Origin of the sequence: Paraburkholderia xenovorans (genome assembly GCF_046030735.1) — a bacterium.
Taxonomy (GTDB): Bacteria; Pseudomonadota; Gammaproteobacteria; order Burkholderiales; family Burkholderiaceae; genus Paraburkholderia; species Paraburkholderia xenovorans_A.
On sequence record NZ_JAQQBV010000033.1, the window covers coordinates 1 to 14,091 of the forward strand.

Genomic DNA, 14,091 nt, shown 5'->3' on the forward strand with positions numbered 1-14,091 from the left:
GGCAAAGAAAGTAAGTGCCGCCCCGCACAGGGGCAACACGAATAGACCACAAAAAAAAAGAAAGCCCCAACACCATAGGCACACCAAACCAATGCCGCCGCGAAAGGCAAAAAAAAGATCTAAACAGCTACAACAACAGACTCTTTAAGCACATCTTCAAGAACACCAACCGCCTCATCAAAAACAGAGTCTTGAACAGTAAGCGGAAACAAGAACCTGACGACATTAGAATAAACACCACAAACGAGCAACAACAACCCGCGCTCCAGCGCCCTCGCTTGCACTCGCCTGGTAAACTCCACATCGGCATCAGAAGTCCCAGCCTTGCAAAACTCAACAGCCACCATCCCACCAGGCCCACGAACATCCGCAATCTGCGGCACCTCACTCTGCAGCGCGTTCAACCGCGCCTTAATCCGATCTCCCAACACCGTAGCCCGCTCGCAGAGCTTCTCTTCATCGATGATGTCGAGCACGGCATGCGCAGCAGCAACCGCCAGCGGATTACCGGCATACGTGCCGCCAAGACCGCCAGGCGCCGCCGCATCCATCACATCGGCTCGGCCGACCACCCCCGACAACGGCATGCCGCCCGCCAGGCTCTTTGCAATCGTCATCAGATCAGGCACCACGTCGTAGTGATGCATCGCGAACAACTTGCCCGTCCGCGCAAAACCCGTCTGCACCTCGTCGGCAATCAGCAAAATCCCATGCTCGTTGCACAGCTTGCGCAATGCGCGCACAAACTCCACCGGCGCCGGATAAAAGCCGCCTTCGCCCTGAACCGGTTCGAAAATGATCGCCGCCACCCGCTTCGGATCGATGTCGGCCTTGAACAGAAACTCGATCGCGGCCAACGAATCGGCCGTCGTCACGCCGTGCAACGGATTCGGGAACGGCGCATGGAACACGTCGCCCGGGAACGGGCCGAAGCCGATCTTGTACGGCACAACCTTGCCCGTCAGCGCCATGCCCATCATCGTGCGGCCATGGAAACCGCCAGTGAATGCAATTACGCCCGGACGGCCCGTCGCCGCGCGCGCAATCTTGATCGCGTTTTCAACCGCTTCGGCGCCAGTCGTGAAAAACGCGGTCTTCTTCGGATAGTCGCCAGGCGCGCGTTCGTTGATCTTCTCAGCCAGTTCCACATACGACGCGTACGGCACGATCTGATACGCGGTGTGCGTGAAATGGTCGAGCTGGTCGCGGATCGCGGCAAGAATCTTCGGGTGACGATGCCCGGTGTTGCACACCGCAATGCCGGCCGCAAAGTCGATGAAGCGGCGCCCCTCGACGTCCCACAACTCGGCGTTCTCGGCACGCTCGGCATAGAAATCGCACATCACGCCCACGCCGCGCGGCGTCGCTGCGTCCTTGCGGCTCTTCAGTTCTGCATTCTTCAACGTCATCTCCATCCCTCCTCGGTTTCGCGGACGCCACGCGCTCAGCGCAGCACATGCAGCGACTATAATCAGATTTGGCTCTTAACTTCAGAGCCATTTCAATAAAAATGTAGGAGCCAATCATGCGCGCGAGCGTTTTGTCCGACTGGCTGGCGCAGCGCCTCGACCGCGGCAACGGCCAGCCGATCTACCGTCAGTTGCATCGGCTGTTGCAGCAGGCGATCCTGACGCGCGAGTTGCCGGCCGGCGCGAAGGTGCCGTCGTCGCGTCTGCTCGCGCAGGAGTTGGGCATCGGGCGCAATACGGTCACCCAGGTGTACGAGCAGTTGGCGCTGGAAGGCTATGTGAGTTCGGCGACCGGCAGCGGGACGTTCGTCGCCGATAGCGCGCCGGACGAGATCGTCGGTGCGCCGGAAGCGGACACGGATGCGCCGGCCGAGAGGGCTTCGACGCAGTCTCCGCCATTCCAGACGAAGCGCGCGTTGTCCACGCGCGGCGCACGGCTGATTTCGGGCGCGGGCGTGTCGAAGCGTCAGTGGGGCGCGTTCATGCCCGGCGTGCCGGACGTCACGAAGTTTCCGGCGCGTGTGTGGAGCCGTCTGCATAACAAGTATTGGCGCCGGCTGCGTCCGGACCTGCTGACTTACGCGCCGGGCGGCGGCCTCGCTTTGCTGCGGCACACGCTGGCCGAGTATCTGCGCACGTCGCGTTCGGTGCGTTGCACGCCGGAGCAGATCATCATCACGACGGGGATTCATCAGTCCGTCGATCTGGCGGTGCGTTTGCTGTCCGATCCGGGCGACGTGATCTGGACCGAAGACCCGTGTTATTGGGGCGTGCGCAGCGTGTTGCACGTGTCCGGTCTGCAATCGCGGCCGATCGCCGTCGACGAAGAAGGCATCAATCCGTCCGCCGACGATCTCGCGCAACCGCCGAAACTGATGCTCGTCACGCCGTCGCATCAATACCCGCTCGGCATGGTGATGAGTCTCGCGCGGCGCCGCATGCTGCTCGAATACGCGCGGCAAAACCAGTGCTGGATCATCGAGGACGACTACGACAGCGAGTATCGCTACGGCAGCCGGCCGCTCGCGTCGCTGCAAGGTCTGGATACGTCCGGTCAGGTGATTTATGTGGGCAGCTTCGGCAAGACGCTGTTTCCGGGCTTGCGGATCGGCTATCTCGTCGTGCCCGAGGCGCTGGCGGAGAGCTTCGCGACCGCGAGCGCCGAGTTGTATCGCGAAGGGCAACTGCTGCAACAGGCGATGCTGGCGGAGTTCATCGCCGAGGGGCATTTCACGTCGCATATCCGCAAGATGCGCACGCTCTACGGGCAGCGACGTCAGACTTTGCTCGATGCTGCCGCACATCGTTACGGCGACGCATTCGCGGCGGTGGGCGGCGATGCGGGGCTGCATCTGGTGATGCAATTGCCTGAGGGCAGCGACGACCGCGCGGCAGCCGCCGCGGCGCTGGAGCGCAATATCGTCGTGCGGCCGCTTTCGGGGTATTACGCGCAGCCGTCGCTGGCGCCTTCGGGCTTGCTGATCGGCTATGCGTGCGTGCCGGATGAGGAGATCGCGCCGGCGTTCAATACGCTCGCCGATGCGATCGATGAGAGGGTGGTGCGGGTGGGGTGAGCGGGGCCCGTGTATTGCACCCTCAAACCCGAATCAACACCGCCCCCAACGTAACCAGCGCGCACGCCACGATCCGCCGCGTGGTCAACTGCTCGCGCATGAACAGCCAGCCGATCAGCACCGCAAAAATCGAGCTCATCTCGCGCAGCGCGGAAACCATCGCGATCGGCAGATAGCGGTACGCCTCGATGATCAGGCAGTACGCGCTCAACGCGAGCGCGCCGGACGCCATTCCCTTGAGGCATACGGCGCGTCCGATGAACAGCCCCTTCGCGCCGCGCCAATACCACGCGAGCAGGAACTGCGGGATATTCCAGATCAGATACACCCACATGATGTAGCTGAGTCCGTTGCCGGCCACGCGCGCGCCGATTCCGTCGACCACCGAATACGTCGCGATGAAAAAGCCGGTCAGCAGCGCGAACGGCACGCTGTCGCCGGAAAAGCGCATGCCGCGCCGGAAGGCAAGCGAGATGATGCCGATCGACACCAGTGCCACGCCGATCGCGGCCAGCGGTTTGAGCGATTCATGCGCGAACACCAGCGCGCCGACGAACACCAGCATCGGCGACAGGCCGCGCGCGATCGGATAGATTTGCCCGAAGTCGCCGCTTCGATAGGCGCGGATCAGCGCCAGCAGATAGCCGAATTCGAGCACCACGGAAGCGAAAATATACGGCCACGCGGCCGGTGCGGGCAGCGGCAGCACGACGACGCCCACCGCGCTGACGGCGATATACGGAATCGCCATCATCCCAAGCAGCCACACCCTATCTTCGGAGAGATGCAAAAACGCGTTCCAGGTAGCGTGAAGCAACGCCGAGAGCAGCACCAGCAGGACGATAAAGGTTTCCATCGAGGGTCACGGGGAAAGGAAGGACGGCCGTGAAACCGGCCGCGAGCCCGTGATTATTCCAGCAGAACGCCGTAATTCAGCAGTGGGCAAGCAAAGCGAAGGGGCTTTATGTGGGGAAAGCGGCGCTTTGTGGCGTCGACTTTGTGGCATCGAGTTAACTAACGCACGCGCTGCGAACTTCACCGATGTGTCTGAGGACGCAGCGCAGCGGCGCACATCAGGCCACCGTGGATCGGCGAGGCGAGGCTACGTGAGGCTACGCCACGCCTCGCTCCACGGCCCACGCCGTATGCAAAAAAGTCAGGTCACCCGCTCACGCAGCCAGGCGGATGCCAGATCGATCACCGTCACGACCACGATCACCATGATCATCACCGCGGCGGTCTGCGCGTAATCGAACGAGCGGATCGCCTCGTACAGCACCACGCCGATCCCGCCCGCGCCGACCATGCCGACCACCATCGCCGAGCGCACGTTCGATTCGAAGCGATACAACGCGTACGAGATCCACAGCGGCAACACTTGCGGCAGCACACCGTAGATGATTTCGTCGAGACTGGTCGCGCCGGTCGCACGCACGCCTTCGGCCGGCCGCGGATCGATAGCCTCGACCGCTTCGGCGAACAGCTTGGCGAGCACGCCGGTGGTGTGCACCCACAACGCCAGCACGCCCGCAAACGGACCGAGCCCGACCGCGACGATGAACAGCATCGCGAAGACCATTTCATTGATCGCGCGGCACGCATCCATCACGCGGCGCATCGGCTGCACGATCCACATGGGCGCCATGTTGTGCGCGGACATCAACCCGCACGGCACCGCGCACACCAGCGAAAGCGCGGTGCCCCACACGGCGACCGAAAGCGTCACGTACATCTCGTGCAGATAGCTGCGCCATTCGGTGAAGTCCGGCGGGAAGAAGTCCTTTGCGAACTGGCCCATGTTGCCGGAATCGGAGAGCAGATCCCACGGACGCATATCCGCGCCATGCCAGGCGCCGCCCAGCACGGCAAGCACGGCGATCCAGCCGATCAGCGACAGCCAGCTGCGTTTGCCGGCAGCCGGCGCCGCGGCTTGCCGTGCCGCCTGCGCGGCGAGCGCTTCGCTCGCACGCGCAGGCGACGTGATCAGATCGGCCGTGTTCATTGCTTGGCGACGGCGACGTTGAGCGCGTTCAGCTTCGCGTCGAGTGCGGCGAGTTGCGTCTTGCGGTCGTCATCGGAGAGATGCGTGTCGCTCTCGATCTTCTGCTTCTGCTGGAACAGCGCGACCTGGCGGATCGGCAGCAACTGCGCATCCGACGAAGCCGCAAAACCGCCGTAGCCCGTGATCGCAGCCATCACCGCTTTTTCGTGCGGATCGGTCTTCGCATAGTTCAGGAAGAAGTTACGCAGCTTGTCCTTGGTCGCTTGCGGCAGATCCTTGCGCCACACGAGCGGGTCCGACGGAATCAGCGGCGACTGCCACAGCACGCGCACTTGCGCGAACTTGTCCGGATGCTGCTTCTTCAGCGTGTCGAGCATCTCGGTGTTGTTGGTCGCGATGTCGATCTTGTTGTTCACCACGGCAAGCAGATTCGCCTCGTGGCTCGACGGCAGCACCGTCTTGAACGACGTGTTGACCGGCGTGTTGTGCTTCGCGAACAAATAGTAGCCGGGGATCAGCGTGCCCGACGTGGAGTTCGGATCGCCGAAACCGAGCGTGACGTCCTTCGTATTCTTGAAGACGTCGTCGAGCGTCTTGAAGCGGCTGTTCACATTGGTGATCAGCACCGAATAGTAGCCGGCGTCGCCGTTCGCATACTGGATCTTCGCGAATACTTCGCCTTGCGAACGATCCACGGCTTCGATCGCCGACGCGTTGCCGAAATAGCCGACTTGTACCTTGTTAAAACGCATGCCTTCGATGATGCCGGCGTAGTCCGTCGCGAAGAACGCCTTGACGTTCAGGCCGGTCTGTTTGTTCATGTCGGCGATCAGCGGTTCCCAGCGCTGTTTGAGCACCGAGGACGAATCGGTCGAGATGATGCCGAGGTTGAGGTCCTCGGCCTGTGCGGTGGCGACGCAGGCGAATGCGGCGGCGCCGACGGTCAGCGTGATCAGTGAACGCAGGAATTTCATCGGTTGAAGTCCGTGTGAGTGAGCAGAGGAGTTGGACGAAGCAGGCCGGCGCGCTCAGGTGGAGTGCGCCGGATTGAGAGCGAATGCGTAACGTGTCGAGGCGGACTCGGCATCGTGCGCGGATGTGGGGTTTCCGGTCGCGTTGGCTTGACGCGCGGCGTCGTCGTGGACGGTGTCTTCGAGCAGTTCACGGGCGGCATCGCCATAGAGCTTTTTCAGCAACGTGGGAGTCAGTGCCGACGACGCGCCGTCGTAGACCACCTTGCCGCCGCGCAACGCGATGGTGCGCGGGCAATACTGCATCGCGATATCGACCTGATGCAGCGATACCAGAACGGTTAATTGATGTTCGACGTTCAGCGCGCGCAACATCTCCATCACGCGACGCGACGATTCCGGATCGAGCGACGCAATCGGTTCGTCGGCGAGCACGATACGCGCGCGTTGCACCAGCGCCCGCGCGAGCGCCGCGCGTTGCTGCTGGCCGCCGGAAAGATTGGCTGCGCGTTCCAGCGCATGTTCGCCGATGCCGACTTCGGTCAGCGCTGCGAGCGACAACGCCCGTTCGGCACTCGGAAAACGGCCGGTCAGACGCCGCCACAACGGCAGCCGCGCGAGCGCGCCGATCAGCACGTTGCGCTCGACAGTGAGCCGGTTCACCAGATTGAATTGCTGGAACACGAAGCCGATATCGCGGCGAATGCTGCGCACTTCGCGCACGATCTTGCCGTTCTGCTGGATCGGCCGGCCAAGGATCGAAATCTGCGACGGCTGCGCGTCCGACGCGGTGAAGCCCGCGATATGCCGCAGCAGCGTCGACTTGCCCGATCCCGATGCGCCGATCAACGCCACCATTTCGCCCGGCGCCACGCGCAGATCGATTTCATCGAGCGCCTTGCGGCCATTGGCGAACGTCTTGCTCAGCCGCTCGATACGAATCGCTTCCCGAATTGCTTCCATAAGTACCCCTTGATGCATCCAGCCAGTGCCGGCATGTGTGGGGCTCATTCTAGGAAGCGACTGTGACGGTTGAGTGAAGGCATCGCAACGTCTAGACGACTATATCTTTTCATGACGGTTTTGCGTCGCCAGAAAGACAAAACGAAGTCATTCGATCGAGAGAAAAATGACGCCCATATGACACGATCTGCGTTCGCGGCCACCGATCGTGCATGATCCCGCGCAGACAGGCTATATTGCTTTACTCGTCGTGCCGTCCCCAATAACCTTGCGCTTCCTTCCGGCGTCGTCATGCAGCCTTTGAGCTTCCTTCCCGACAGTTTTGCGGAGTACGAAGATCTCAAGACGATCCTCGAACAAGGCAGCGCGAGCTTCGAGATTCGCGCTGTCTGCGAAACCGCGGTGCGGGGACGGCGCTTCACGATCCACACGGCCAGCATCGGTTCGACCGATCCGCTCGCGCCGGCAATCGGTTTCTTCGGCGGCATTCACGGGCTCGAACGAATCGGCTCGCAACTCGTGCTCGACTACATGCGCGCGCTACTCGCGCGGCTCGAATGGGACGAATTGCTGGTGCGGCAGTTGCAATCCATTCGTCTGATCTTTATGCCGATCGTCAATCCCGGCGGCATGTGGGCCGCCACGCGCGCGAATCCGAACGGCGTCGACCTGATGCGCAACGCGCCGCAAAACGCCGACGAGCGCGTGCCGTTGCTCGCCGGCGGCCAGCGCGTCGGCGCATGGCTGCCGTGGTATCGGGGGCGGCAAGGCGAACCGATGGAGCCGGAAGCGGCAGCGCTGCTGAAGGTGGTCGAAACCGAACTGGCCGCGCGGCCGCTGAGTATCGCGCTCGACTGTCACTCGGGTTACGGCTGGAGCGACAGCATCTGGTTTCCGTATGCCCGCACCCGCAAGCTGATGCCGCATTTGCCGGAGATGTACGTGCTGAAAACCATGTTCGAACGCGCGCATCCGCATCACGGTTACGCATTCGAGCCGCAGAGCCATCAATATCTGTTGCATGGCGATCTGTGGGACTTTGCGTACGATCGCACGCCCGCCCCCAATGTGTTTCTGCCGATGACACTCGAGCTCGGCTCGTGGCTGTGGATCAAGAAGAATCCGCGGCAACTGTTTTCGCGCCAGGGGATGTTCAATCCGGTGAAGGCGCATCGCACCGCGCGCGTGTTGCGGCGTCACGCGAATCTACTCGACTTTCTGGCGCGCGCGGCATTTTCGTCGCAGCGCTGGTTGCCACAGGGCAATCGCCGCGAGCAATTGCTGCAAAGCGCGATCGATCACTGGTACAAACCGGCCGGAACGGACCCCGCATGAGCACGTGGATTCTGCTGCGCGGACTCACGCGCGAAACGCGCCACTGGGGACGCTTACCTGCTGCGCTGCGTAAGGCGATCGGCGGCGCTCGCGTGCTGTTGCTCGATCTGCCTGGCAACGGCGAGTTCAACATGTTGCGCGCGCCGGCCAACGTCGAGGATATGGTGAGCTTCGTGCGCGTTGCTGCGCTGCAAAGCGGCGTGCCCGGGCCTTACCGGGTGCTGGCGATGTCGCTCGGCGGCATGGTGGCGACGGCCTGGGCGCAACGGCACCCCGACGAGATCGAGCGGCTCGTGCTGATCAATACGAGCATGCGGCCGTTCAGTCGCATGACGGAGCGGCTGCGTCCGTCGGCATGGCCGGCCTTGCTCGGCGTCGCGCTGCATTGGCGCGATGCGTCGCGACCCGAAAAGACGATCCATTCGCTAACCTGCAATAACGTCGAAGCGTTCAGCGCCGATCTCGACCAGTGGCGCGAGATTCGCCGCAGCGCGCCGGTGAGTCGCGGTAATGCACTGCGGCAATTGCTGGCCGCGGCGCGTTTCAATGCAGGCCACGCGAGGCCGCGCTGCCCGGTGCTGATCCTTTCGTCGCGCGCCGATCAACTGGTGAGTCCCATCTGTTCGGCGAAGCTCGCGGCGGCATGGGGTGCCGTGCATCGCGAGCATGCGTGGGCCGGTCACGATTTACCGCACGACGATCCGGCATGGACCAGCAGGCAGGTCCATAAGTGGCTCGCGCAGGCAGCGGGTATAACCTGAGTGCGGCCGCGCATCGCATTCGGGCAGGCGGGTGCATAATTCCCGTTCAGACGATGCATGCAAACAGGCAACACCAGGCAATACCAGGCAACACCCGGTGAGTATCGATCGATACTCGCCCATGCCGCCCGCCGGGGGAGTTCATCATGCAAGCGAAGAATGAAGAAGCCGTCACGCACCTGCTGAACGATGTCTTCGAATTTGCCCGCGGGCGATTGCCCGAACCGGTCTTCGCGGTCGTCGAGCCTTTCTTGCGCCACTACTACGATTTCGTCGATGTCGACGATCTGCAAAGTCGCGCCATTGCCGATCTGTACGGCGCCGCGCTCGCGCACTGGCAGACCGCCCAGCGCTTCGTGCCCGGCAGCGAGCGTCTGCGTGTCTATAACCCGATCCTCGAACAGCACGGCTGGCATTCCGACCACACGGTGATCGAGATCGTCAACGACGACATGCCGTTTCTCGTCGACTCGGTTTCGATGGCGGTGAATCGTTTGGGACTTGCGCTGCATTCGGTCGTGCATCCGGTGTTTCGCATCTGGCGCGGCGCGGACGGCAGTATCGTGCGGGTGACCCAGGGCGCGGAAGAGGTCACGGACACGCGCTCGCAACTGGCGTCGTTCATTCACTTCGAAGTAGACCGATGCGGCGACGCCGCCGGACTCGATGCGTTGCGCGACGAGATCGCCCACGTGTTACGCGACGTGCGTGCCGCAGTGGAAGACTGGCCGAAGATCGTCGATCTCGCACGCGCCACGATCAAGGGGATGAAGGCGGGTGAGGCAGGCCCGGAAGGCATCGAGGCGCGCGCATTTCTCGAATGGATGGTGGCCGATCACTTCACGTTTCTGGGCCAACGCGACTATGAACTGGTACAGCACGACATCGGTTACGGTTTGCGCGCGGTGGCGGGCTCGGGGCTCGGCATTCTGCGCGATGCGCTGCGTCCTGTGGGCGCCGCGGACGTCACGCCGTTGCCGCCGGCGGCAGCGGACATCATTGCAGGCACCTCGCCGATCTTTCTCACCAAGGCCAATTCGCGCGCGACCGTGCACCGGCCCGGTTATCTGGACTACGTCGGCATCAAGCTGACCGGCGCGGACGGCAAGGTCACGGGCGAGCGGCGCTTCATCGGCCTCTACACGTCCACTGCTTACTTCGTGTCGGCCGCGGAGATTCCGATCGTGCGGCGCAAATGCGCAAACATCGTGCGACGAGCCGGATTCCTGCCGAAAGGTCATCTGGCGAAATCGCTCGTGACCGTGCTCGAAACCTATCCGCGCGACGAGCTGTTTCAGGCCGACGAAAACCAGCTCTACGATATCGCGCTCGGCGTACTGCGTTTGCAGGAGCATCAGCGCACGCGGCTGTTCGTGCGGCGCGATCGCTTCGATCGCTTCGTGTCGTGTCTCGTGTTCGTGCCGCGCGACAAATACAACACCGATCTGCGTCAGCGGATCGCGAATCTATTGGCCGATGCATTCAACGGCGAGGGCGTCGAATTCACCCCCCTGCTGTCGGAATCGACGCTCGCGCGGATTCATTTCGTCGTGCATGCGAAACCGGGCGGGATGCCCAGCGTCGACGTGCGCGAACTCGAAGCGCGGCTCGTGCAGGTGTCGCGCCGTTGGCAGGACGATCTCGCTGACGCATTGCTCGATGCGTTCGGCGAAGAGCAGGGCAACCGTCTGTTGCAACACTATGCGGACTCGTTTCCGGCCGGCTATCGCGACGACTATCCGGCCCGCACGGCGGTGCGCGATATCGAACTGATCGAACGCGTGCAGGGCAGCGAGCGGCTCGCGATGAACCTGTATCGTCCGATCGAAGCGGGGCCGCGTGCGTTCCGCTTCAAGGTCTATCGGGCGGGCTCGCCGATCGCGTTGTCGCGCAGCTTGCCGATGCTCGAGCATCTCGGCGTGCGTGTGGATGAAGAGCGGCCCTATCTGATCGAAGCGCTCGATGCGACGCCCGCATGGATCCACGACTTCGGCCTCGAACTCGCGGACGATGCCGAGTTCGATATCGAGCGTGTAAAGGATCTGTTCGAAGAAGCGTTCGAGCAGGTGTGGACCGGCGGCATCGAGAGTGACGACTTCAACCGCCTCGTGTTGCGCGCGCAACTGAATGCGCGCGAGGTGACGATACTGCGTGCGTATGCGAAGTATTTGCGGCAGGTGGGTTCGACGTTCAGCGATGCGTATATCGAACGCGCGGTGACCGGCAATCCGGCGATCGCGCGCATGCTGGTCGAACTGTTCATCGCGCGCTTCAATCCGGTGTTCGGCGATACGCGCGAGGCGCGCGTCGACGGTTGGCTGAAAACAATCGACAGCGCGCTCGATCAGGTGCCCAACCTCGACGAAGACCGGATCCTCCGGCAGTTTCTCGGCGTGATCAAGGCGACGCAGCGCACCAACTACTACCGGTTCGATGCAAACGGACAGCCGAAGCCGTACCTGTCGTTCAAATTCAATCCGGCGCAGGTGCCCGGTTTGCCTGAGCCGAAACCGATGTTCGAAATCTGGGTGTATTCGCCGCGTGTGGAAGGCGTGCATTTGCGCGGCGGACGGGTAGCGCGCGGCGGCCTGCGCTGGTCGGATCGACGTGAGGACTTTCGCACCGAAGTGCTCGGCCTGATGAAAGCACAGATGGTGAAGAACGTCGTGATCGTGCCGGTCGGCTCCAAGGGCGGCTTTGTCGTCAAGAATCCGCCGCCGCAGACGGATCGCGATGCGTGGCTGCGCGAAGGCGTCGCGTGCTATCAGACGTTCCTGCGCGGCCTGCTCGACCTGACCGACAACCTCGCGGGAACGGACGTCGTGCCGCCGCCCGACGTGGTGCGGCACGACCCTGACGATCCGTATCTGGTGGTTGCCGCCGACAAAGGCACGGCGACCTTCTCCGATTACGCGAACGCGATCTCGCAGGAATACGGCTTCTGGCTCGACGACGCGTTCGCGTCCGGCGGCTCGGTCGGCTACGACCACAAAAAGATGGCGATCACCGCGCGCGGCGCGTGGGAATCGGTGAAGCGGCACTTCCGCGAAATGAGCGTCGATACGCAGGCGACGGACTTCACCGTGGTGGGCGTCGGCGACATGTCGGGCGACGTATTCGGCAACGGTATGCTGTTGTCGCCGCATATCAAGCTGGTGGCCGCATTCGATCACCGGCATATCTTTCTCGATCCGAATCCCGATCCGGCGGTGAGTCTTGCCGAACGTGGCCGGCTGTTCGTACTGGACCGTTCGAGTTGGGCCGATTACGATCCCGCGCTGATTTCCGCGGGCGGCGGCGTGTTTGCACGTACCGCCAAGACCATTCCGTTGTCGCCCGCGGTGCAGGCCGTGCTCGGGATCAGCGCGCCCGCGCTTGCGCCGGCCGAACTGATGCGCGCGATTTTGCAGGCGCCAGTCGACCTGCTTTATAACGGCGGTATCGGCACGTATGTGAAGGCGAGCCGCGAAACGCATCTGCAAGTCGGCGATCGCGCGAACGACGCGATCCGCGTGAACGGTTCCGATCTGCGCTGCAAGGTGGTGGCCGAAGGCGGCAATCTGGGGCTCACGCAACTCGGGCGCATCGAGTTCGCGCAGCGCGGCGGGCGAATCAATACCGATGCGATCGATAATTCCGCAGGCGTCGATTGTTCGGATCACGAAGTCAACATCAAGATTCTGCTCGGTCTCGTGGTGTCCGATGGCGAAATGACCGAGAAGCAGCGCAATGCACTGCTCGCGGAAATGACCGACGAAGTGGGCCTGCTCGTGTTGCAGGACAACTACTATCAGACGCAGGCGCTCTCGATAGCAGGGCGTTACGGCGCCGAACTGCTCGACGCCGAAACGCGCCTGATGCGCTACCTCGAACGCGCGGGGAGGTTGAACCGCGTGATCGAATTCCTGCCGACCGATGAAGAAGTTGCCGAACGCATCGCCGCGAAACAAGGGTTGACTACGCCTGAGCGCGCAGTGTTGCTTGCGTACAGCAAGATGTGGCTGTACGACGCGCTGCTCGAATCGTCGATGCCGGAAGACCCGCTCGTCGCCGATCTGCTGGTGGAATATTTTCCGAAGCCGCTGCGGCAGCGCTTCAGCGAACCGATGCAGCGTCACCCGTTGCGGCGAGAAATTCTGGCGACTCACTTGACCAATGCGCTGGTCAATCGGGTGGGCTGCGAATTCGTGCATCGGCTGATGGAGGAGACCGATGCGCAGCCCGGCGCAATCGTGCGCGCGTGCATCATGGCGCGCGACGTGTTCGATCTCGACGACGTCTGGCGCAGTATCGACGCGCTCGACAATCGCGTCGCCGACGACGTGCAGGCGCGCATGTTCGTGGAAGTGGCGCGGCTCGTCGAGCGTTCGGCACTGTGGTTCCTGAGGCAGTTGCAAACGGGCGCGGTCGGCGACGGCGAGGTGGCCGGCCTGCTCGCACGCTGCCGCGATGCGGCGCAGCGGCTCGCGCCGCAATGGCCCGCGTTGTTGCCGACCGCGGACATGGAGGCATTGTCGGAGCGGCAACGCGTGCTGGTGGATGCGGGCGTCGACAGTGAACTGGCCGTGCGGATCGCGAGTGGCGAGATATCGGCCGCGCTGCTCGATATCGCCGAAGTCGCGTCGACCTGCGGGCGCAGTCTGGAGCTCGTCGCGGGTGTCTACTTCGCGCTCGGCACGCTGCTCAACTACACCTGGATCGGTGAGCGTGCGGTCGCGCTGCCGGCGCCCACGCATTGGGACATGCTGGCGCGTGCCACCGCGCTTGCCGAACTGGCGCGGCTCAAGCGCGCGTTGACCACGAGCGCGCTGGCCGGCGCCGACGACGCATCGACACCCGATGCGCTGGTCGAGCACTGGCGTGAACGCCGCACGACACAGCTCGAGCGTTACGCGCGGTTGCTCGCCGATCTGCGGGCGACGGGCGGCGCGAGTCTGTCGATGTTGCTCGTGATCGTGCGGGAGATGGCGGCATTGGAGAGGGCTTAACGCGGCAGGGCGTGAGAACGAGAAGAGG

General features: G+C 63.0%; 9 protein-coding genes. 4 read left to right on the forward strand and 5 right to left on the reverse strand.

Annotated features, from left to right (window positions below; translation table 11 throughout):
• Nucleotides 1-119 precede the first annotated feature (119 nt).
• Complete coding sequence (locus PQQ51_RS26550; RefSeq protein WP_408499957.1) at nt 120-1,409, reverse strand: 4-aminobutyrate--2-oxoglutarate transaminase; 1,290 nt, start codon at nt 1,407-1,409, stop codon at nt 120-122.
• Between the two features lie 116 nt (nt 1,410-1,525).
• On the opposite strand from PQQ51_RS26550, the gene pdxR reads away from it, so the two are divergent.
• Nucleotides 1,526-3,043 (forward strand): MocR-like pyridoxine biosynthesis transcription factor PdxR, encoded by a 1,518-nt coding sequence (pdxR, locus tag PQQ51_RS26555; RefSeq protein ID WP_408499958.1) that lies wholly within the window; start codon nt 1,526-1,528, stop codon nt 3,041-3,043.
• A gap of 22 nt (nt 3,044-3,065) precedes the next feature.
• Here pdxR and PQQ51_RS26560 read toward each other — a convergent pair whose 3' ends face one another.
• The 4 genes from PQQ51_RS26560 to phnC form a co-directional block, all read right to left on the reverse strand.
• Complete coding sequence (locus PQQ51_RS26560; protein WP_408499959.1) at nt 3,066-3,899, reverse strand: EamA family transporter; 834 nt, start codon at nt 3,897-3,899, stop codon at nt 3,066-3,068.
• 300 nt (nt 3,900-4,199) lie between these two features.
• Nucleotides 4,200-5,045, reverse strand: a complete 846-nt coding sequence (gene phnE / locus PQQ51_RS26565) for a phosphonate ABC transporter, permease protein PhnE (protein WP_408499960.1) — start codon at nt 5,043-5,045, stop codon at nt 4,200-4,202.
• On the reverse strand, nt 5,042-6,019 hold the full coding sequence (phnD, locus tag PQQ51_RS26570; protein WP_408499961.1) for a phosphonate ABC transporter substrate-binding protein: 978 nt from the start codon (nt 6,017-6,019) through the stop codon (nt 5,042-5,044). Before phnD ends, phnE begins: the two co-directional genes overlap by 4 nt.
• Before the next feature lie 54 nt (nt 6,020-6,073).
• Entirely contained in the window at nt 6,074-6,979 is a 906-nt protein-coding gene (gene phnC / locus PQQ51_RS26575; RefSeq protein ID WP_408499962.1) for a phosphonate ABC transporter ATP-binding protein, read from the reverse strand.
• Between the two features lie 291 nt (nt 6,980-7,270).
• Here phnC and PQQ51_RS26580 point away from each other — a divergent pair, with 291 nt between their 5' ends.
• From PQQ51_RS26580 to PQQ51_RS26590, 3 genes are all read left to right on the forward strand, one after another.
• Nucleotides 7,271-8,314, forward strand: coding sequence for a M14 family zinc carboxypeptidase (locus PQQ51_RS26580; protein ID WP_408499963.1), 1,044 nt, complete (start codon nt 7,271-7,273; stop codon nt 8,312-8,314).
• Complete coding sequence (locus PQQ51_RS26585) at nt 8,311-9,075, forward strand: alpha/beta fold hydrolase (protein WP_408499965.1); 765 nt, start codon at nt 8,311-8,313, stop codon at nt 9,073-9,075. Before PQQ51_RS26580 ends, PQQ51_RS26585 begins: the two co-directional genes overlap by 4 nt.
• 146 nt (nt 9,076-9,221) lie before the next feature.
• Entirely contained in the window at nt 9,222-14,063 is a 4,842-nt protein-coding gene (locus PQQ51_RS26590) for an NAD-glutamate dehydrogenase (RefSeq protein WP_408499966.1), read from the forward strand.
• Nucleotides 14,064-14,091: the final 28 nt, after the last annotated feature.

What these genes read in the sequence shown, in the direction of transcription:
- PQQ51_RS26550 (WP_408499957.1), bottom strand. Translation starts at nt 1,409, where the DNA reads ATGACGTTGAAGAATGCAGAACTGAAGAGCCGCAAGGACGCAGCGACG.
- pdxR (WP_408499958.1), top strand. Translation starts at nt 1,526, where the DNA reads ATGCGCGCGAGCGTTTTGTCCGACTGGCTGGCGCAGCGCCTCGACCGC.
- PQQ51_RS26560 (WP_408499959.1), bottom strand. Translation starts at nt 3,899, where the DNA reads ATGGAAACCTTTATCGTCCTGCTGGTGCTGCTCTCGGCGTTGCTTCAC.
- phnE (WP_408499960.1), bottom strand. Translation starts at nt 5,045, where the DNA reads ATGAACACGGCCGATCTGATCACGTCGCCTGCGCGTGCGAGCGAAGCG.
- phnD (WP_408499961.1), bottom strand. Translation starts at nt 6,019, where the DNA reads ATGAAATTCCTGCGTTCACTGATCACGCTGACCGTCGGCGCCGCCGCA.
- phnC (WP_408499962.1), bottom strand. Translation starts at nt 6,979, where the DNA reads ATGGAAGCAATTCGGGAAGCGATTCGTATCGAGCGGCTGAGCAAGACG.
- PQQ51_RS26580 (WP_408499963.1), top strand. Translation starts at nt 7,271, where the DNA reads ATGCAGCCTTTGAGCTTCCTTCCCGACAGTTTTGCGGAGTACGAAGAT.
- PQQ51_RS26585 (WP_408499965.1), top strand. Translation starts at nt 8,311, where the DNA reads ATGAGCACGTGGATTCTGCTGCGCGGACTCACGCGCGAAACGCGCCAC.
- PQQ51_RS26590 (WP_408499966.1), top strand. Translation starts at nt 9,222, where the DNA reads ATGCAAGCGAAGAATGAAGAAGCCGTCACGCACCTGCTGAACGATGTC.